Source organism: Planctomicrobium stercoris, assembly GCF_051465655.1.
GTDB lineage: Bacteria > Planctomycetota > Planctomycetia > Planctomycetales > Planctomycetaceae > Planctomicrobium.
This window is the reverse complement of record NZ_CP195791.1, coordinates 1,806,105-1,825,077: the sequence shown is the minus strand read 5'-3', so window position 1 is coordinate 1,825,077 and position 18,973 is coordinate 1,806,105. Positions and strand designations below refer to the sequence as shown.

At 58.0% G+C, this 18,973-nt stretch carries 13 protein-coding genes; 4 read left to right on the top strand and 9 right to left on the bottom strand.

What is annotated here, in order from left to right; translation table 11 throughout:
* Positions 1-63: 63 nt before the first annotated feature.
* The 3 genes from SH661x_RS07530 to truD form a co-directional block, all read right to left on the bottom strand.
* Complete coding sequence (locus tag SH661x_RS07530; protein WP_437229558.1) at positions 64-342, bottom strand: acylphosphatase; 279 nt, start codon at positions 340-342, stop codon at positions 64-66.
* Positions 343-469: 127 nt separating this feature from the next.
* Positions 470-2,122 carry a SpoIIE family protein phosphatase gene (locus SH661x_RS07525; RefSeq protein WP_437229556.1) on the bottom strand — a complete coding sequence of 551 codons (1,653 nt, stop codon included), beginning with the start codon at positions 2,120-2,122 and terminating at the stop codon, positions 470-472.
* A gap of 243 nt (positions 2,123-2,365) precedes the next feature.
* A complete protein-coding gene (gene truD / locus SH661x_RS07520) occupies positions 2,366-3,541 on the bottom strand; it encodes a tRNA pseudouridine(13) synthase TruD (RefSeq protein WP_437229554.1) in 1,176 nt (391 codons plus the stop codon).
* A 541-nt stretch (positions 3,542-4,082) separates the two neighbouring features.
* Between truD and SH661x_RS07515 the strand changes: the two genes are divergently transcribed.
* Positions 4,083-5,567 (top strand): protein kinase domain-containing protein, encoded by a 1,485-nt coding sequence (locus SH661x_RS07515; protein ID WP_437229552.1) that lies wholly within the window; start codon positions 4,083-4,085, stop codon positions 5,565-5,567.
* A gap of 64 nt (positions 5,568-5,631) precedes the next feature.
* Here the strand turns inward: SH661x_RS07515 and SH661x_RS07510 are convergent, their stop codons facing one another.
* Together SH661x_RS07510 and SH661x_RS07505 are read right to left on the bottom strand one after the other, a co-directional pair.
* Positions 5,632-6,558: an ABC transporter ATP-binding protein gene (locus SH661x_RS07510; RefSeq protein ID WP_437229550.1), complete on the bottom strand. Its 927-nt coding sequence runs from the start codon at positions 6,556-6,558 to the stop codon at positions 5,632-5,634.
* A gap of 81 nt (positions 6,559-6,639) precedes the next feature.
* Positions 6,640-8,874 (bottom strand): hypothetical protein, encoded by a 2,235-nt coding sequence (locus SH661x_RS07505; protein WP_437229548.1) that lies wholly within the window; start codon positions 8,872-8,874, stop codon positions 6,640-6,642.
* A 473-nt stretch (positions 8,875-9,347) separates the two neighbouring features.
* Here SH661x_RS07505 and SH661x_RS07500 point away from each other — a divergent pair, with 473 nt between their 5' ends.
* Entirely contained in the window at positions 9,348-10,112 is a 765-nt protein-coding gene (locus tag SH661x_RS07500) for an isoprenyl transferase (protein ID WP_437229546.1), read from the top strand.
* Between the two features lie 91 nt (positions 10,113-10,203).
* On the opposite strand, the gene SH661x_RS07495 is transcribed toward SH661x_RS07500, so the two are convergent.
* On the bottom strand, positions 10,204-12,819 hold the full coding sequence (locus SH661x_RS07495; protein WP_437229544.1) for a cation:proton antiporter domain-containing protein: 2,616 nt from the start codon (positions 12,817-12,819) through the stop codon (positions 10,204-10,206).
* Between the two features lie 721 nt (positions 12,820-13,540).
* On the opposite strand from SH661x_RS07495, the gene SH661x_RS07490 reads away from it, so the two are divergent.
* Both SH661x_RS07490 and SH661x_RS07485 read left to right on the top strand, forming a co-directional pair.
* Complete coding sequence (locus tag SH661x_RS07490) at positions 13,541-14,824, top strand: MotA/TolQ/ExbB proton channel family protein (protein ID WP_437229542.1); 1,284 nt, start codon at positions 13,541-13,543, stop codon at positions 14,822-14,824.
* Positions 14,825-14,907: 83 nt separating this feature from the next.
* Positions 14,908-16,350: a GNAT family N-acetyltransferase gene (locus SH661x_RS07485; protein WP_437229540.1), complete on the top strand. Its 1,443-nt coding sequence runs from the start codon at positions 14,908-14,910 to the stop codon at positions 16,348-16,350.
* Positions 16,351-16,358: 8 nt separating this feature from the next.
* Here SH661x_RS07485 and SH661x_RS07480 read toward each other — a convergent pair whose 3' ends face one another.
* The 3 genes from SH661x_RS07480 to SH661x_RS07470 all read right to left on the bottom strand — a co-directional run bounded on the left by SH661x_RS07480 (position 16,359) and on the right by SH661x_RS07470 (position 18,956).
* Entirely contained in the window at positions 16,359-16,808 is a 450-nt protein-coding gene (locus SH661x_RS07480; protein WP_437229538.1) for a DUF423 domain-containing protein, read from the bottom strand.
* A 1-nt stretch (position 16,809) separates the two neighbouring features.
* On the bottom strand, positions 16,810-17,391 hold the full coding sequence (locus SH661x_RS07475; RefSeq protein WP_437229536.1) for a DJ-1/PfpI family protein: 582 nt from the start codon (positions 17,389-17,391) through the stop codon (positions 16,810-16,812).
* A gap of 245 nt (positions 17,392-17,636) precedes the next feature.
* Positions 17,637-18,956 carry a hypothetical protein gene (locus SH661x_RS07470; RefSeq protein ID WP_437229534.1) on the bottom strand — a complete coding sequence of 440 codons (1,320 nt, stop codon included), beginning with the start codon at positions 18,954-18,956 and terminating at the stop codon, positions 17,637-17,639.
* Positions 18,957-18,973 lie beyond the last annotated feature (17 nt).

Sequence of the window (18,973 nt, the reverse complement as noted above, 5' to 3'; positions counted from 1 at the left end):
TCATTGCAAAAGTGGGCCAGAGATCTCTGTCTGGTTAAACGTTCATGGAACTTCAAACGGCTGCTATGTCAGAATTTCAAACGTCGTAAATTCCCCGGTCGGCGTTTGTACTTTGAGATCGGCTTGATCGATATTGCGTCGAAACGCCATCTCGATGGCAGCGTGGAACGACTGCAGGCCCTGCTCCTCTCCTTCCGCGATCAGCTCCACGGTTCGGTCCGGAAGATTGCGAACTGTCCCCACCACGGGATGGCGACGTGCGATTCGCCACACAGTCTGCCGGAAGCCGACCCCCTGAACTCGTCCGTGATAGATGACGTGCCACCGTTGCTGTGCTGTCAAAGTTGTCAGCCCCTCTCTTCTCTCTCAGCAGCCCTTTGTCCTCACCGAGGAACTCTCGCGATTCACGTTTAGCCGCACACCTGAAGTGTGCAGCTAAACCGATGTTGTCGTTAATCTCGACGGACGGTTACGGCTGATACTGCAATCGTTCAACACCCACGATCGTCATATCGTCATTGGCAGTTCGCCCGTCGCGAAAAACTCCCACGTCCTTCACAATCTCTTGCACCAGATCGTCGATGCTGGAAAAAGAACCACCCAGCGACTCCCGCAGCCGCGCAGTTCCGAACATCTCATTGCGGGTGTTCATCGCTTCCGTTACTCCATCCGTGTAGAGAAGCAGCCGATCCCCCGGCTCCAGCTTGACCGTCCAGGGATGCGCCTCGAAGACGCTGGCGATCCCCAGCGGAAAATTTCTTCGCTGCGACGTGAGTTCTTCCACCGTGTTGTCATGAGCCCGTTTGAGCAGCGGAGGGGGATGACCGGCATTCGCGATGGCGACAAGATGCTGCTGGGGATCGAGTACACACAGACACGCTGTGATGAACATACACTCTTCCGCCCCGTCAATCACGAACTGATTCAAGCTGGCGAGCGCGGATTTCAGACTCGGTGATGTGGCGATCTGCAAGCGGACTTCCCCGGCGAAACGGGCGATGTTCATCGCAGCGGGAAGCCCTTTGCCCGAGGCGTCCGCAATCCCCAGAATGACTCGGCCATCCCGGAGCATCTCATAGAAAAAGTAATCGCCCCCCACTCTCTCCGCCGGTGCGTAGTGATGACCGAAGGCGTAACCGCGAACCGCGGGGCGATTGCGTGGAAGCATTCCCAGCTGGATCTGACGGGCAGTCTCCATCTGCCGGATCGTCATGTTGTGCTGAACGACAATGTCATGGGCCTGCGAATACCCGATGGCCTGCCCCGCCAGCACCGCGACGGCAGAAAGAATTTCGAGGTCACCTTCCCCGAACAGATACGAAGAATCGTTCGTTTCCAGCAGGATCACACCGCACGGCTTCGATTCCGCTCCGAGGACCGGTGCGCAGATGATCGATTGATGAAACCCGTCCAGGGCCAGTGCGGGATCATTGGCCCCTTCGGTATGGACGAGCCCCTGACCGGACTCGAACACTTTTTGAATCAGCTCCAGGTTGAACGGTGCTCCGGTCAGGTCGGTGCTGTCCGCTTCCCGTCCGTGCTTCATCGCGACGGGGGCGAGCTTCTGCTCCTCATCCAGCAAATGAATTTCCCCGATGACCGCAGGGGGGAACATGCGGAACAGCAGATCAAGCACACGTGGCAGAATCTCCTTGATTTCCAGCGTGCTCCCCAGATCACGGGTGATCTCGATCAGAATCTTCAATCGGCCCCGCAACGTGCTGACACCCGTCGTCGCCCGGTTCATGTCGAGATCGACTTCCGGTTCGAGCTGAACCTCCGCCTCCGTCCGCAGTCTCTGCGTCTGTTCTTCGTTGAGATTGACGCTGTCGGAGACGAAGAAGGCCAGCGGGATATCGTGCATGGCGATCCGGTCGCCATCTTTCAGAGAGACTCGGTTCTGCACGCGGCTGCCGTTCACGAACGTGCCGTTGGTGCTCTTCATATCCTCCAGGTAATACGTTCCCTGCGCCATCACAACCTGAGCGTGGAAGCGGGAGATGGAGCGTTTGTTGAGGACCAGATCGCACGTGGGGTCGCGTCCAAGAACGGTTTGACGGCCTTTCTGCAGGACAACCCGCGTTCCGGGAGAAGGAGGGGCAAGCACAATCAAGGTTGCCATTGCTCTGCCTTCGTATCTCGAAGCCGTCTGACAGTGCGTGGCGTCCGACGATGCCTGTTCAGGAAACGTCTCTCTCCGCCCTCCTCAGTGTAGCTGCGGCGGACGACAGAGCAATGGATGGGGGGAGTTGAGTGTTGAGGGGATTGGGGATTGGGGATTGGGGATTGGGGATTGGGGATTGGGGATTGGGGATTGGGGATTGGGGATTGGGGATTGCAAAACGCGAAGGCGTTTTGCCAGCACTCAACTCTCAACACTCAACTCCGTCAACGCCTTTACCAGCATCGTCGCGTAAGAGCCTCGCGGAAGGGAAAACTTCAGTCGCAGCTTCTTCTTCCCCTCTTCCATCTCGTCATCCGAGTATTCCCCTTGCAGGTCCGGAAGTGAGAGCAGCAGAGGACGCTGCGCCCGGGAGAAGAAACGGTCACGAGGAAAGCGGACTTTCAATTGCGGAAACGACCAGCCACGCGACTGCAGCGACTTCTGCATGAATTCCGCCAGCGGCTCCCCGTCGAGTTGCAGCCGCGCAGACGGAAGCGGGAGTTGAATCTTCTGCAGCTCTTGCAGCTGAGCATCGGTCAGATTCTGCGGAAAATTCACCGGACCGGTCTTAAGCGACACGGAAAACAGCTGATGAGGTGCACAGCGTTCAGCCAGCAGGTCAGATGCAATGCCGTTCCAGAGATCGCTTTGAAGTGCCGAGAGGTACAGCCCCCGGAGTTCGGCATTCACGATTCCCCACGCCCCTTTGAAGTCCTGTGGCTTGTCACACAGAAACGTGACGACGCTGCGGCGATGTGATCGGTCGAGGAGCTGTTTGCAGGTGATCCAGTCTTTCCAATTGTCGCGGAGGATCGCCTTCTGCCGTCGTTCGACAGCGTCATCGTCTGGATGATGTTCCGCAAAGGCGAGCCACAGAGCCTTCTCGTAGTCTTCGCGAACCCAGGCTGCTCCAACGAACCCTTCCCCTTCGTACCATGAACCGAACCGCTGGTCATCGAAGTAGTTGGGAATTCCACTGCGTTTCAATTGCGGAATCAGTGCTTCGCCAGCAACCTGATCTTCGGCCGTGAGTGACCGCAGGACGATCTCAAATTCGTTCCCGACGATATTCGCTGAAGTGGTCTCCCGGGGGGCTTGTCCCAGGTAGGAGAGAGCCAGTTTTTCTTCGGTCCAGGAACGCCGGGGCCCGTTACGGATGGTGACAATCTGGCTGGTCACCGCGTGACGGTCTTTGAGTCCCGCATGAGCCATGTTCTTCCGCGGGATGTTGAGAGTTCGCGAGAAGTGACCGAGGGCGTCCAGGGTGGTCCAGCCGGTCTTCGTCAGCTCGTAAGCTGCGAAGTGGCCGTGACTTCCAATTGGAAGCGAGCTTTTTTCGCGAACGCGAAAATCATCAACCAGTCGGCGGAGCTTCATGAATCAGCAATACAGTTCATCTCGGGGGGAATCAGTGACTACTCTCTGGACCCGTTGTACGAAATCTGGCCGTTGACGACCGAATAGAGTGAATCTCACGAAAGTGTGGCGTTCCGGCGGCGATAAACACAGCGTTCGAGCAATGAATTACCCAGAATCGCCGCCACACTCCCCCTGAGACAGGGGCTAGCCGACGGGGGCTGACGGGCTACGATTAGGGACACCGGGGAGTCGTTGGCGACGTTCGCCACAATACTGTCGATCGATGAGAATCGCGAGTGATTCCACTCTATCAAAAGCGGTTTACGCGGACATAAACCAAATTTCAAAAACAAGTTACGCTGAACGTCCAGTTCTGCAGCAGCAAAGACCGCACAACCGGCCAGGCTCATCAGACCGTTGTGACGACCAAATTTCGCAAAAAAACGGTTCGAAACGCAGGTTTTCTGGCGTTATTGCCGCCGAACTGCGAATTTGAGTACATGCTCATCAGGGTCTGTTGCCGAAGACTGGCCCGCAAATTGCTACTCGTCCCCCCACCATGACTTCACAGACTCCCTCCTCAATCAACTCGCGCTGGATCTGGCCGTTCGAGATCATCGAACAGATCGGAGAAGGTGGCATGGGGGTGGTGTATCGTGCCAGATACGTCGTCAACGGTCGGCAGGTCGCCTTGAAGATGCTGCCGGGCGACATCAGTGACAAAACAGCCCTCGCGCGGTTTGAGCGTGAAGTCGAGGTCCTGAAGACGCTCAAGCACCCGAACATTGTCCGCTGCTTTGGAGGCGTCTGCGAGGATAAACGGCGGTTCTACGCCATGGAGTTGCTGGAAGGGGGGTCTCTGGAGGATCAGCTGATCGCCAAAGGAAAACTCCCCTGGGAACTCGTGATTCAATACGGTCTGCAGATGTGTGCAGCCTTGGAATACTCCCATGAAAAGGGTGTCGTTCATCGAGACGTGAAGCCGAGCAACTTTCTCATTTCACCGACCGGGGATCTCAAGCTCAGTGACTTCGGGCTGGCGAGCGTCACAGCGGCGCGACGAATTACCGCAGCAGGAAAAACCGCCGGGACATTTTTGTACATGGCCCCGGAGCAGATCCGGGGCCAGGATGTCACCCCCCGCACCGACCTGTATGCGCTGGGATGCGTTCTCTACGAACTCGTGACCGGGCAGGTCCCCTTCATTGGGGAGACTCCGGGGGCGACGCTGCATCTGCACTGCAGTGCCATTCCCGCACGGCCTTCTGAAAAGGCTCTGGACTGCCCTCACCTGCTCGAAGTCGTCATTCTGAAACTACTGGAGAAGGACCCGGACAATCGCTGCAAGAGCGCGGGCGAAGTCGCTCGGGACCTGCGTGCGATCAGTCAGACTGTCACCGTCACTCCCCGTAAAAAGGGATCCGGGAATCAGTATCCCATCGGGTACGACGAAGCAACAAAAGCTGCCGTCGATATTCAGAAAAGGACCGTCCCGCTGTCCGTTGGATCCGTTCCGGTCGTCTCGGGGAAGATCCTTCTTGTGTGCGCTGCGATCCTGGCTGCTTCCTGCTTCCTGAATGCGTACCAGTGGAGCCGGATCAGTTCGCTGCACCATTCCGAACAACTCTGGCAGACAGCTTTTCAAAGCGAAAATCGGGACGTCCATCGACACGCATCCCATGCTCTGGGGGAATTGGCGGATCACGGAAGCGAAAACCTGAAGCTTCTGCGTGCCGGCTTGCAGGACCCGCAGCCGGAGCGCCGCGCCGCTGCCATTGAGGGGTTGGCCCGCGCCGCGGGATCCGGAGCGTCCGCAGTTCCGGAACTGATCAAACTTCAGAAAGAAGACGAGGATCCGGCCGTTCGCGATGCTGCGTCAGGCGCAATCATGATCATCCAGAACTCACAAAAGAAAAATGAGTTCCCATGGATGAAGCTCATCTCGCTGATCATGGTGCTGGGATCAATCGGAGCCTGCTACGCCTTCTGGCTGAAGCAGCAGGCGGCCGCCAATGCTCCGGCGGCACTGACGAAGAGTCACTAACTGTCCGTTGAAAATAGCGACAGAGTTCCTCGGGATTCAACGTGTTTGACACGTCCCGTCTGGATTACTGCTGAATTCCCATCGTCAGGCGCATGAACGCAGTTTCCAGATTTACCTCTTCCTCCCGGAACTGTTTGATCCGGAAGCCACGTTCGATCAGGAGCGGCGGAAGAAAACTATAGTCCTCGACGCCGGATTTCAGAGTGGCGGCAATCGTCTGGCCGTTGAGAGTGACACTCGCAATTTCGGGATGCTGTTCCAGGAGACGGGCCGCTTCTTCTTCACGCTCCATGACTTTAATTTCCAGCAGGATGGCCTGCCGGGCTTTTCTCATCACCTCGTCGACGTAACCGTCGATCTGCATAATTCCCTTTTCGATAATCCCCACGCGGGTACACACGTCCGCCAGTTCCGGAAGGATGTGACTGGAAACGATGACCGTTTTCTTCATGGAGCCCAGTCGCCGCAGCAGCCCGCGCATTTCGATTCGGGCACGCGGATCCAGACCGCTGGCAGGCTCATCCAGCAGCAGCACCTGAGGATCGTGCAGCAGAGTACGGGCAAGTCCGACACGCTGAGTCTGTCCGCGAGACAACTGACTCACCATGGCGTCACGCTTGAACGACATGTCGACGAGTTCAAGTTTCTCTTCGCACACCTTGCGGCGCGCCGGTCCATTGATGCGGTAGGCCGACGCGAAGAATTCCAGGTATTCCATGACTGTCATGTCGTCGTAGACGCCGAAGAAGTCCGGCATATAACCGACCAGCCGCCGAATCTCCTGCGGATTGGAATAGATCGACTGACCGCAGACATAGCATTCCCCGTAGTCCGGATTCAGCAGCGTGGCGATCATCCGCATGGTCGTCGTTTTTCCCGAACCATTGGGACCGATAAAACCAAAGACATCCCCCTCTTTCAGGGAGATCGTGATTTCGTTGGCGGCAATCAGGTCGCCGTAGCGCTTGGTCAGTTTGATCGTTTCAATCACGAGTCGGTTCTCGAATCAGTTCTCTGGAGTGTTCAATTCAGGAAGTCGAAGGACTGCAAACTGGATGTTCGACACAAACGATTATTTGCGAGGTGCCAGGATGTCCGCGGGGGGAGGAGCGTCCGGATCCCGCGAGGACTGCTGCACCGGAAGGATCAGCCGGATCATGACCGACTCTTCCTGCTGCGGGATCGCCTGACCATTCAATTGATACTGGGTCGGTGTCAGTTTCAAACGTCCGAACAGGACTGCCCGCTTCAGGCTGATTGTTTCGGAGAGATCCAGCCGCTTGAGCGAATCGTTTCGCAGACCTGTGTAATTCTCCCCCCCAAGGACACGATAAAACGAAGTGACGAGTTCACAGATCAAGGGGTCGGTGCTGTTGGCGTCATAGGCAATGCGCTGGAGCTGATCGTCGGCGGCTGTCGACTGTCGACCGGTAATCCGTTCCTGCATGATGCTGATCAGGCGACCTCGAAGCAGGTTCGATCCCGCCTGCCCGACATTCCAGACCTTTCCCGGAGGGAGCGGCTGAGCTGGCTGACCGGCTGCGGGCCGTTCGAAGTAGGCAAAGTTTCCATACGCGAGAAACCAGTCGGTCAGTTCACCCGGAAGGTGATGTTCGATCGTTCCGGTCATTCGGTTAAAGCCCGCCTCCATCAGGTCCACTTTGACGAGCTGCTCTGCAGGTGCCGCTGACTCCCAATCGCAGGTGAGCGCGCCGGTCGACCACTTTCGCACCGGAAGATTATCGATCCCCTGCTCATCCTGAAAGAACTGATACTGCGGTTTCGATTCATCCAGTCCGCCGGAACCGGACATCCCCCGGAACCCTTCTCCGGGCCGATTTCTCCAGCCCACACGCAGAGACGTGGGTGGAGTCTGTGAGAACTCCTTGTTCAATGCGACGTCAACTTTCAGCCGTTGACTGAGATCGCTGTAGAAGCTGTACCAGCTCTGGCCTCGCAGGGAATTCGTTGTGAGGTCGACATCGACACAGTCGATCTGACGCGCGACCGGGGAATGATCGTTCAAGGTGTTTCCATAGGAAATTGCCAGTCCCGATCCCAACAGGACCCACAGGACCATCGTTCCCCATGTCCACTCGGGACGATGGAGCACATGCCGCACGAGCAGGTAATCGATGGGGCCGATCACGAGAGCAAAAAACGCAATCCAGCCGATGACTGTCCAGGGAGCGACGCGGGAAATCCCCTGAAAATGTTCGAGCGTGTGATTGAGCTGCGATTGCAGGTCGGTCACCGTGGACGGGTCGAACTCCGCATCGCCGCGACGGCTTTGTTCTGAGACAGACGTCTCCCACGGAAGCGGAATGGCCGCCAGCACGCCGGCCAGACCCGCTTGAGAGTCGACTTCCCACGTGGACAGCGGAGCTTCGTCCATCCGCACTGCCACCATCGTGACCTGCCCCGCGCCGCACGCAGCTCGCATGATCAGTGGTCCTGACAGTCCGGAAGCAATCACAATCCCCTGCGAACGATCGAGCTGGGCTGCGGGCAATGTCACCAGCGTTCGCAACTGGCTGCTGCGGGGAACCAGTTCCTGAATTCCCGTCAGCTTCGCGACGTCGATCTGCCCCTGGGGAATCAGCGGCAGCCAGCCGGCAAGCGGACTGGCATTCAGCTGCGAGACAGTATTTCCGACGCTGACGATCAACCGGCCGCCTCGTTGAACCCAGTTCCGCAACGCGTCCGAGGTCTGATCATCGAGTGCGACATCTCCGGTGATCGCAATCACGTCGATCCCGTCCAGGATGGCTGAGGACCAAAGAGGACGCTGAAAGTCCGGGATCGCCACGAGGTGCGCGGAGCCCGGCAGAAACGTGTTCCAGCGTTCGATTCCTCGTGTGAAGACCGGCTGATTGCCAACCGCGAGCCAGACGCTGGTGGATTGCTTCAGGGCACGGAACTGTGCGTTGGGCCCCACTCGCAGGGGAATTGTCTGGAGAATCTGATCCCCTTCCCGCAACTGGACCTGAAGCGAAGCATTCAGCTTCCCGGACCGAAACAGCCCCCGTACGTGGAACAACCCCGAGCCAGCCGGCGACTTGGTCAACGGTTGCAGCGTCCCGCTCCCATCTGGATCCACAGCCCGCAGGATCGGAGTGACACTCTCAGCCTGACTTCCCGCGAGATCGAACTCGACAGCAGTCCAGGCTCCCAGGCGAAACGATCCATCGAGACCGATCGTCAGATTGGAGACTTCCAGCGGGGAATCTTCAGCGGAAAGCGGTTGGACGAGGCTGCCAAGAGTGAGGGCGACTGCGAAGATGGAGAACGTGAACGATCGGAACATCGAAGAAATCACTCGCAGATCCGTACCAGAACAGTGAGGAGGGCGAAGTTGTCTTGAACTCAAGCCGTGCAGGTCCAGATCAGTCGTAGACCGTCCCAGAACCTGCACAGGCGTAACATCATAGGAAAACGCGGGTCGGGAGAAGAGTCAGCCGGGGTTCGTTCACTTCGAATTCATCGAAATCCTTCCCCGGGGGGCCAGATCGGGCTCTGAACCCGTCAGGGTTGGACCGCCAGACCGTTCAAAGCTGGAAGGGAAGTCGAGAGTCAAGTGACGTGAGTCCAATACAGGAACTTCTGCAATTCCCCATCTCTCGACTCTGGACTCTTCGCTTCCGACATTTTTCCACTGGAATCAGTCGATCGCCCGGCAGAAATCCGGCCCGTTCTTGCCGATCCGAAGACCTTGCGTCACAATGGAGTCTGTCTTTGGCATCAAGTTCTTGCTTTCTCGAGTTGCGGATTTCCGTTTCAGTGGCTGTTGAATCACCCTATACCCCGGAGCAGCTTGAGTCTCTGGGACTGTCGAGCGATCGATTGCCGCGTCATATTGCCATCATCATGGATGGAAACGGCCGCTGGGCTCAGGCCCGGGGACTCCCCCGGATCGAAGGGCATCGCCGCGGGGTGCAGAGTGTCCGGGCGGTCGTTGAAGAATGTGCCCGGATGGGGCTGGAGCAACTGACGCTTTACTGCTTCAGCAGCGAAAACTGGAAACGCCCGCGGATCGAACTCGATCTGCTGATGAGCCTGTTGCAGCGGTTTGTCGTTGCAGAACGGGATGAAATCATGCGGCAGGACATCCGGTTCTGCACGATCGGTCGAACCGACCGGATCAGTCCCCGGATTCTCAATGAAGTGAATCAGACAATCCAACTGAGCCGGAACAACCCCGGCATGCGACTATGTCTGGCGCTGGACTACGGCGCCCGCGATGAAATGGTTTTCGCTGTTCGGCAAATCGCGGAACGGGTGCAGTCCGGGGAACTGTCTCCTTCTGACATCACTGAAGAGACGATCTCTCAGCATCTGTATACCGCCGGAATGGTCGATCCCGACCTGGTGATCCGCACAGCTGGGGAGATGCGGATCAGCAATTTTCTGCTCTGGCAGATCAGCTACGCTGAGCTCTGGGTTACGGAGACTGCCTGGCCGGACTTCCGGCAGCCGGAACTGATCAGTGCCCTGCGAGACTACGGAGCCCGCGAACGGCGTTTCGGCGGACTGAAAGCTCACTGATTCTCGCACTCGGAGCGTGCGAGGGACATTGGCAATGTACGCCGCACTCTCCGAGTGCGGCATAGCAACGCGATCTCCACTCAACAGTCCCCTACCGTCCCAGGATGTCAAAGACCTCCATACTGGTCGTCGCTTCCTGAAGTTGCTGGGCAACCTGCGGGTCGGCCATGATCCTCGCGATCTTGCCGAGCATGATGACCTGCATTTCCGGCTTCTCTTCGGGAGTCACAATCAGGAAGACGAACCGGACCGGCTCACGGGACTGGGCATTAAAGATAATGCCGTGATTGCTGCGACCGAAAGCGATGACCGGCTTCTTCAATCCAGCACACCGGGCATGCGGAATTGCAATTCCCATCCCGACGTCGGTCGAGAACTGGCGTTCCCGTTCAATCGCGTTCTCGGCAACCAGTGCTCCCTTGGGGAGTACGGATGGCGGAATCACCGCAGCCAGTTCCTGAATCGCTTCTTCAGGGGTCTCTGCGAAGAGCTCGATCTTCACTCCGCCCGCCTTCAGCGATTCGGGAATGGAGATATCTGCTGCACGCGGATATTCATCTTCGATCCTGCCGATCAGCTGTTCGAGAATATCTTCCATCGTGATGATGCCGACCGGGCGTCCGAAGCGTTCCACCAGACACAGCGTGCTTCCTTCTTCCTGCAAGCGGTTCAGCAGCGACTGAATATCCAGGTCGACCCCCACCGTTGAGAGCGGACGGACCAGGCGGACCCATTCTGTTCCCGAAGAGGATTCACTGACGAGATCCTTCGCCAGCAGATAGCCGGTCGGCTTGCCTGTCGCGGCATCGATGACCGGCCAGCGGGAGAAATGCTCTTCCGCCACCTGACGACGCACCTGCTCCAGCGTGAGCGTATTGGTCAGGCATTTCACGCGCGGCCACGGAACCATCAGGTGCTGGACGTTTTGGTTGCTCAGATTCGAAAGGTTGTCCAGCAGCAATCGCAGACGCAGGTCACGGACAGTTCTTTCGACCATGTCGCGGCTCGCTCCGAAGTCGGCAAGCACGAGTCTGGCCAGGGCGACAGCGGCTTCTCCTTCTTCGAAGACCGCTGCGGATGCGCCGGCTTCTTCCAGATGCTTTCGTTCGCCCAGATAACGTGCCCGAACGAGGATTCTGATTTTCGGGTTCAGGTTTTTGGCCGCCGAAATAATCACACCGGCACCGGAGGACTGCGGAAGGGTGATGACCAGATGACTGGCGTGTCCCACTCCCGCCTGTTCCAGGATGGCCTCGCGGGATCCGTCACCGTAGATCGCCGGCTGACCGCTGCGGTTGGTTTCGTTCACCGCGTCCATGTTCATATCGATAATGACGGTCTTCATGCCGGCGTCACGCAGGAGCCGGTTGACCGACCGTCCCACCGGGCCGTATCCGATCACCACTGCCAGTCGCTCTTCCGCTGCAGCGGACTGCGAGACTGCAGAGGCAACGGACTGATTCAAACTGCGAATCCGGCGGTCAGAGCGATAGTTCAGGAGCTTCCACAGCCAGGGTGATCGCTGCAGCAGTCTTTCGACGTCGGGCAGCTTACGGAAGATGAGAGGATTAATGGTGATGGAGAGCATTGCTGCCGCCACCAGCATGCTGTGAGAGGCTTCGGAGATCAGCCCATAAGACTTTCCGACTTCGGAGAGGATGAAGGAGAATTCCCCGACCTGCGCGAGGGCGAGGGCCACGGTCAATGCGGTGCGGACCGACCATCCGGTGAGGGCAACGATCACCAGAGCCGCCAGCGGTTTCACGATGAGCACAATCGCCAGTGCAATGATCATCAGCGCCGGCTGAGTGATCAGGACTGCCGGATTGAAGATCATTCCCACGGAGACAAAGAAGATCACAGCAAAGGCATCTCGCAGCGGGAGAGCGTCCGCGGCTGCCTGATGACTCACCGGGGACTGGGCCACCATCATTCCCGCCAGAAACGCCCCCAGCGCCATACTGGCTCCGAAGACCGCATACGCCCCTGCTGCGACCGAGATGGAAAAGACCAACACAGTCAGCGTGAAGAGTTCGCGGGAACGCAGGCGGGCCACTTTCTCCAGCGCCCAGGGAATGATCCGCATCCCGAAGAGCATTACGATCGCCAGCAGCACGGAAAGTTTCACCAGCGCCATGGCGATGGGAACCATCCAGTGCGTATCCGTAGCGACATGTTCGGTCCCCTGCGGTGTTCCGATGGTAGGGATGATCACCAGCACGATGACGGTGAGCAGGTCTTCCACCAGCAGCCAGCCGACCGCCACATGTCCTTCGGGAGTGTGCATCACATTCGCATCCATGAGGACGCGCATCAGCACCACCGTGCTCGCAACCGACAAGGCCAGGCCAACAACAATCGATTCCTTCAGCGGCATGCCGATGAGGGAAAAGGCAAAGATGCAGCTGGCTGTCGCGACCAGCACTTGTCCGATCGCTCCGGGGATCGCCACCCCCTTCACCGCCATCAGGTCTTTCAGATGAAAGTGCAACCCCACCCCGAACATCAGCAGGATCACTCCCACTTCAGCCAGCTGATGGGCAATCTCTTTGTCCCCAATGAAACCAGGGGTGTAAGGGCCAATGACAATCCCGGCTGCCAGGTATCCGACAATAGGGGAAAGCCGCATCCACTGTGTGACCAGACCCAGAACCCAGGCGGATGCGAAGGCTGCTGCAATGGTGGTGATCAGGGGAAGATCGTGCATGAGACTAAGAGTGTTTTTTCAACAGGTTGAGACGTTGCAGATGCCCCACCTCCGTGCATGGGGAGCAAGCTGGCCCACTGTATCGAATTGATTTGGAGGCGTTTAGCCCGATCCGGTCACAGTCTTCAAAAACGATCGAATTCAAAGTTTTCCTGAGGCTTTCATGCGACGCGCCTGACGCACCGCTCGAACATACTTAGCGGGGAGTTTTTCCCGGCTCCACCAGCGAGGCTGTTTGGTGTCGATCCAGACGTTTTGATTGGTCGAGTTGAAAGCCGATCGCACGGAGGCTTCAAATTCCTGGGTTGAAATGCCACCGGTGTCTACCCGGGCCGGGTTCCCACGGTCATGAGGCCGACGATCGCCGAAAGACTGCTGCCAAGCATTCCCGATCATGGTTCGAAGTCTACAGAATTCAATGATCCCCTGCAGAAAATCTGAAAACAGCACGCATGCGGCGCCGACCCGCCCGATTCGCCCACCCACGCCGTGTCGTCAAAACAGCGGAAAGTCACTCTCGAATGCGGCAGAAACTGCGGAAGTCAGGCCGCGAAGCAGAGAGTGGGGCCCAGTCGAGTTCCAACTGCAATTGCTGGCTGGCCTGCAGGTTGTGGCAACGCAGACCGTTCTGTCCACCAGATTTCCACGGCAGCTTCATCTTGCTCCTGTTTTTTTCGTCTGATAGAGACCGCGCTGAAGTCTTTCATCCATCGGAGCAGCAATGGCCGCAGCGACACCACAGAAGAACCTTCTTGTTCGAATGCTTGATCCATCGTTCCTGGCGGGCGCCAGTTGCACGATCGCGTTCTACACGGTCATGCATCAGCCGGGGATGAAAGAGACCACCCTGCACCACTACACAACGGAGCACGCCGTTGAATATGTGATTGTCTCACTGTTCCTGTGGGGACTGTGTGACATCGCCCTGCGACTGCTGTCGTTCCCGAAACAGTTCTTCGCCCTCAAGCAGAACTGGCTTCCGGCCCGGCAGGGGCGCGAACCGGTCACCAACGCGGCTGCCCTGCTCGATCTGGTCCAGCGCCAGCGACCCTGGTTGCAGCAGTCTCGAGTCGGCCAGCGCCTGATTCATTCGCTGCAGTTTGTCGTGGAAGAAGGGTCCGCAGCTGACCTGCGGGACCGCCTGCAATATCTTTCCGAAGAAGACGAAGATCACGCCCACGCCCACTACTCCCTGGCTCGATTCATCGCCGGGATCACACCGATCCTCGGGTTCCTGGGAACGGTGGTCCACTTCGGAACGGCGCTGAGCGGAATTTCCTTCGACCAGATGAGTGCACGACTGCCGATCATCGTGGCCGAGATGGGAACAGCGTTTAACACCACCACCGTGGCATTGGGAGCCTCCATGACCATGATGTTCGCTGTCTTTGTCTGCGAACGGATTGAACGGGGGCTGGTGCACTCGATCGATCACCTCGTTAATCGAGAGCTGCTCAACCGCTTCGACGTGCATGATGCCAATATCGTCCCGTTCCTGAGTGCCGTTCAATCCGCCAGCGCTCAGGCCCTGCAGGCCATTGACGCCACTTTGCAGCGTCAGATCGTGATCTGGTCACAGGCCCTGGAAAAGCTGTTCCAGAAATTTGAAGAGCGGCAGATCGCGGAAGTCCATGCCTGGGATGAAGCCCTCAAACTGCTGCAGAAACGTCATGAAGCCAATGACGCTGTCCACGAAGAACGCGTTCGAAAGATGCTCACCAGCGTGGAAGCAAGTCAGGCCCAGCACATGGAGCGGATTCAGAAATCGCTCGACAAAGCAGGCTCGATCGGAAAAGAGATTGGCGATCTGACCGAGACGCTGCAGTCCATCGCCCGCGGTGAAGGTCGGCTCAGCGAACTGCAGGGAACGCTCTCGAACAATCTGCGTGTCATTCGCGAAACCCAGCAGATCGACGAAGCGATGCACGGTTTGACAGCGGCCATCCACCTGCTGACCGCACGACATCACAAGTCCGGCAACCAGGACTCCGCCGCTGCCGCGTGATACGATCTCAATATTCTTCGAACTCGTTTAGCTGCACACTTCCAGTGTGCAGCTAAACGATCACTCTTTTTATACGTCTCGATATGCAACTCGAACTTCATCTGAGCAACGAAAAACGGGTCCTGCCCAGCGTTCAGGCCATGACCCATGCGGCACTGCAGTCATGCCCGCTGGACCCGTCTGTTGCTGAGAAGCTGGAAGAGCTGACGCTGCAGAAGGTGACGGACGCCATTGAGCATGCGTATCCGCCAGGAGAAAGTGGAACGATCAAGCTGGTGTTGCGAGAGAAGCAGGGACAGCTGGAGATTCGCATTCGCGACTTCGGTTTGCCGCAGGACGTGGTTGAACTGGAAGAACGTCTGCACGCGGCCGGGGTCGGCATCGATCACTCGATGGCGGATGAAGTTCATTGGCTCAGCTTCGGACGTGAAGGAAAGGCGTTTCAGCTACTCAAGTGGCTCCCGGAAAGCAACATTACGCAGTCCGCATTGCCCGGGGAACTGACTCCCTTCGACGAGAATGTCGAATTGGCACCACCGATGGAGTATGAAATCCGTCGGTTGCAACCGGGTGAGGCGGTTCAAGTCTCTCAGCTGATGTACCGTGCCTACGGAAACACCTACTTCAACGAAGATGTTTACTACCCCGAGCGGGTGGCAGCCCAGAACGAACACAACGTCAATCTGTCTTTCGTCGCGGTTGGAACCGGCGGAGTCGTCGCCGGTCATTATGCGCTGGAGTTGAATCAGAGCGGGCCCGTGGCAGAGGGAGGACAGGCTGTCGTCGACCCGGCTCACCGGGGACGCGGGCTGCTGAATCAGCTTAAAGCCGCTGCCCTCAAAGAAGCGGAATCGCTGGGACTGGCTGGCTGGTACGCCGATGCAGTTGCGGTTCACACATTCACGCAGCAATCAAACGCCACGCACGGTGGACACCTCACCGCTGTCGAACTCGCCATTGCTCCCAAAACAGAAATGTTCCGGAACATCGCGGCTCAGCAAAGCCAGCGGGTCACCTGCCTGCTGTACTTTCACTGGTTGAAGCCGGCGTTGCCACGCAAGATCTCCGTTCCGGAGCGGCATCGAGAGATCGTCTCCCGGATCTACGCCAATCTCGGATGCCCGGTGGAGTTCAGGGAAGGGATCAGCCCCACGGGTCTGGGAGTCCTTTCCGTGAAAAGCGACTCCGGAGGCGCGAAAGCGTTCATCCGGGTTGAAGAACCGGGGACGGATACGCTCCGCACGATCCGCTACGCCCGCACACAGCTGATTGAACGCTCGCATATGGACGCGGTCTACGTAGAACTCCCGCTCGAAAATGCCGCGACTGCCGAACTGGCGACTGCCCTGGAAGGGGAAGGTTTCGGGTTCCTCGGAATTGCCCCGCACTTCTCCCAGCAAGGAGACGTGCTGCGAATGGCGTATCTTGTCGACCCGCTGGAGCGAGAGCCGATCAAGACGTTCGAGCCGTTTGCGGACGAACTGGTCAACTATGTTCTGGCCGAGCAAGCCCGGGTTCGAGCGTAACGATCCCCTTACGTCTTTCGACCCGTCGCTGCGGCACATAGTGCCACCCAGCCGATAATAAAGGCAACGCCGCCAAAGGGAGTGATCGCGCCGAGGACCCGCACGCCGCTGAGCACCAGGACGTAGAGACTGCCTGAGAACAGAAAAATCCCCAGGCAGAAGGCGCGCCCCGCGAGAGTCAATGCGCGGGAAGGGATCTGAAGTCCCAGCAGGCCGACCGCGATCAATGCCAGCGAGTGGTACATCTGATACTCCGCTGCAGTCTTGAAGTCGGCCAGATACTTCACGGCGGCTGGGATCGTTTGCCCGGTGATCACTCTGGTTTCGCTGCCGTATTTGGCGATGAGGAACCCGTCCAGCCCATGAGCGGCAAACGCACCAAGTATGACCGACAGTGCGCCGAGAACAGCACCAGCTTGAATCCAGAAATACGCGTGCCGGGAAGGTGAGGAAGTCATTTCAGAGTTCAATCTTTGCACCAAGGAGACGGATGAAGGCACCCAGCCACTGGGGATGGGCGGGCCAGGCAGCAGCTGTGACCAGATTCCCATCCACGTGCGCGGCGGTCACATCGCACGCAACGTAGGTGGCTCCCGCGAGAGTCACTTCCGGTCCACACGCGGGATACGCGGTACAGGAACGACCTTTCAGGACCCCGGCAGCTGCCAGCAGCTGGGCGCCGTGGCAGATCGCTGCCATCGGCTTCTTCGCATCGGCAAAATGTTTGACAATCTCCAGCACGCGGGGATTGAGCCGCAGATATTCCGGAGCACGACCGCCGGGGATGAGAACCGCGTCATAGCTGGCAGGATCCACATCAGCGAACGTGGCATTCAGGGTGAAGTTGTGTCCCGGTTTCTCCGAGTACGTCTGGTCCCCTTCAAAATCGTGAATCGCAGTGCGAATGCGATCCCCCGCCTGCTTGTCTGGACAGACGACATCGACGACATACCCCACCATCTGCAGGGCCTGAAAGGGGACCATCAATTCGTAGTCTTCGACGTAATCGCCTGCCAGACACAGAATTCGTTTCGCTGCCATTGTTGATCTTCCTCGAACGCCCGTTGTTGTTTCACTTGGTAACAGAGGCGGCGGGATCGGTCAACGAGGGGCGGGGGGAGTTGAGTGTCGAGTGTGCAGAGTCCAGAGTCCGGGGGATTGGGGATTGGGGATTGGGGATTGGGGATTGGGGATTGGGGATTGGGGATTGGGGATTGGGGATTGGGGATTGGGGATTGCAAAACGCAGAGGCGTTTTGCCAGCTCTCAGCACTCAGCACTCAACTCTCAACTCTCAACTCTCAACGAATCCACAATCTCGTCCCGGTAGCGCTCCAGAAACTCCAGCGTCTGAGCGTCGTCCAGCCCGGGGCTGATGCGGCTGGAGATCAGTTGAAACTCGCCTGCATAAGTCATCGCGACTATCGTTGCATGGGTGTTCGGCCGGCGCGGAGGAGCGCAGCGGATCGACTGGATACAGGTCTCTCCTGCCCTCAGCTGGCTTTCTCTCACTTCGAACAGTGGAGCAAAGTAATTTCCGACATCGCCCAGATTCGAAAGGATCACGGTCGCGAAGCAGTCGTAACGATCGACAGTTCGTTTCAGCAGTCCGAATCGATGCATCAGCGTCAGCACTTTTACAAAGCTGTATACGCCGCGAGGCTCCCGTCGAACGGGCGCCATTTCCTCACGAATGCCAGCCATTAGCTGACTGAAGCATCCCGTTTCCTTCGCTGACCGCGTCAGCATTTTGTACCCGATATAATTGCACGCTGAGAGATACCGTTCTTCAGACGACCTGCGATTGACGGGGATCAGCACTCGCCAGGGATGCTGGGAGTCGTCCTTGTGGCTTTCAATCTGCCAGTCCGCAATCGTACTGAACAGTGCCGCAGCCAGCCAGTCATTCAGAGAGCACCCATGACGGCGGGCTGACTGCTGCAGCGACGTGAATTCATCCGGGGAGAATCGCACGACATGGTAGGCCGATGATGAGCGAGAAACTTCGTTCGGCGTTGGGGAGACAGGGATCGCCAGCGGGACGGGAGGATGCCCCCACAGGTAGCGGGCGATGTTTTTCAAACGTTGTTGCAGCGGAAAGGCGGCCTTCGCCCCGCTGAAATCTTCCCGACGGAGGAGCTGCTTTGTGGATTCGACAGGCAGTTTGCCCGACGTTCCCGCAGCCAGCGCGAACCATTCCATGAAAAAGGTGAGCATTCCCAATGCGTCGCAAGTGGCATGGTGCACATAGCAGATCACAGTCACCCCGCTGACGGTCTTGCGATACCAGATTCGTATGCCGGGGGACTCTGTCAGGTCGAGACGGGGAGGCAGCTCCATCGGCCCGGAATCGTCGGTCGCCTGAATCAGGATCGGCTGCGGTGATTCGACCCAGCTGAGGCCCCCTGCTCCGTCGGGCTTCACAATCGACTTGAGTAACGGGTGTCGATTCAGTGCCTGCGGCAGTGCTGCCTGCAGCTGATCCACGGTCATCGGGCCCTGCAGGTCAATCTCCAGGAAGCTGGCCATCGGATGTGACGGACGATCATCCAGCACCATGTACCGCTCAAACACCGAAAGCGGGATCGGCAGGCTGTGATCATTCATGTGCGGCATCCGTTCCG

Excerpts from the sequence above, each read along its gene's own strand:
- SH661x_RS07525 (WP_437229556.1), bottom strand. The coding sequence starts at position 2,122 with ATGGCAACCTTGATTGTGCTTGCCCCTCCTTCTCCCGGAACGCGGGTT.
- truD (WP_437229554.1), bottom strand. The coding sequence starts at position 3,541 with ATGAAGCTCCGCCGACTGGTTGATGATTTTCGCGTTCGCGAAAAAAGC.
- SH661x_RS07515 (WP_437229552.1), top strand. The coding sequence starts at position 4,083 with ATGACTTCACAGACTCCCTCCTCAATCAACTCGCGCTGGATCTGGCCG.
- SH661x_RS07505 (WP_437229548.1), bottom strand. The coding sequence starts at position 8,874 with ATGTTCCGATCGTTCACGTTCTCCATCTTCGCAGTCGCCCTCACTCTT.
- SH661x_RS07495 (WP_437229544.1), bottom strand. The coding sequence starts at position 12,819 with ATGCACGATCTTCCCCTGATCACCACCATTGCAGCAGCCTTCGCATCC.
- SH661x_RS07490 (WP_437229542.1), top strand. The coding sequence starts at position 13,541 with ATGGCCGCAGCGACACCACAGAAGAACCTTCTTGTTCGAATGCTTGAT.
- SH661x_RS07485 (WP_437229540.1), top strand. The coding sequence starts at position 14,908 with ATGCAACTCGAACTTCATCTGAGCAACGAAAAACGGGTCCTGCCCAGC.
- SH661x_RS07480 (WP_437229538.1), bottom strand. The coding sequence starts at position 16,808 with ATGACTTCCTCACCTTCCCGGCACGCGTATTTCTGGATTCAAGCTGGT.
- SH661x_RS07475 (WP_437229536.1), bottom strand. The coding sequence starts at position 17,391 with ATGGCAGCGAAACGAATTCTGTGTCTGGCAGGCGATTACGTCGAAGAC.
- SH661x_RS07470 (WP_437229534.1), bottom strand. The coding sequence starts at position 18,956 with ATGAATGATCACAGCCTGCCGATCCCGCTTTCGGTGTTTGAGCGGTAC.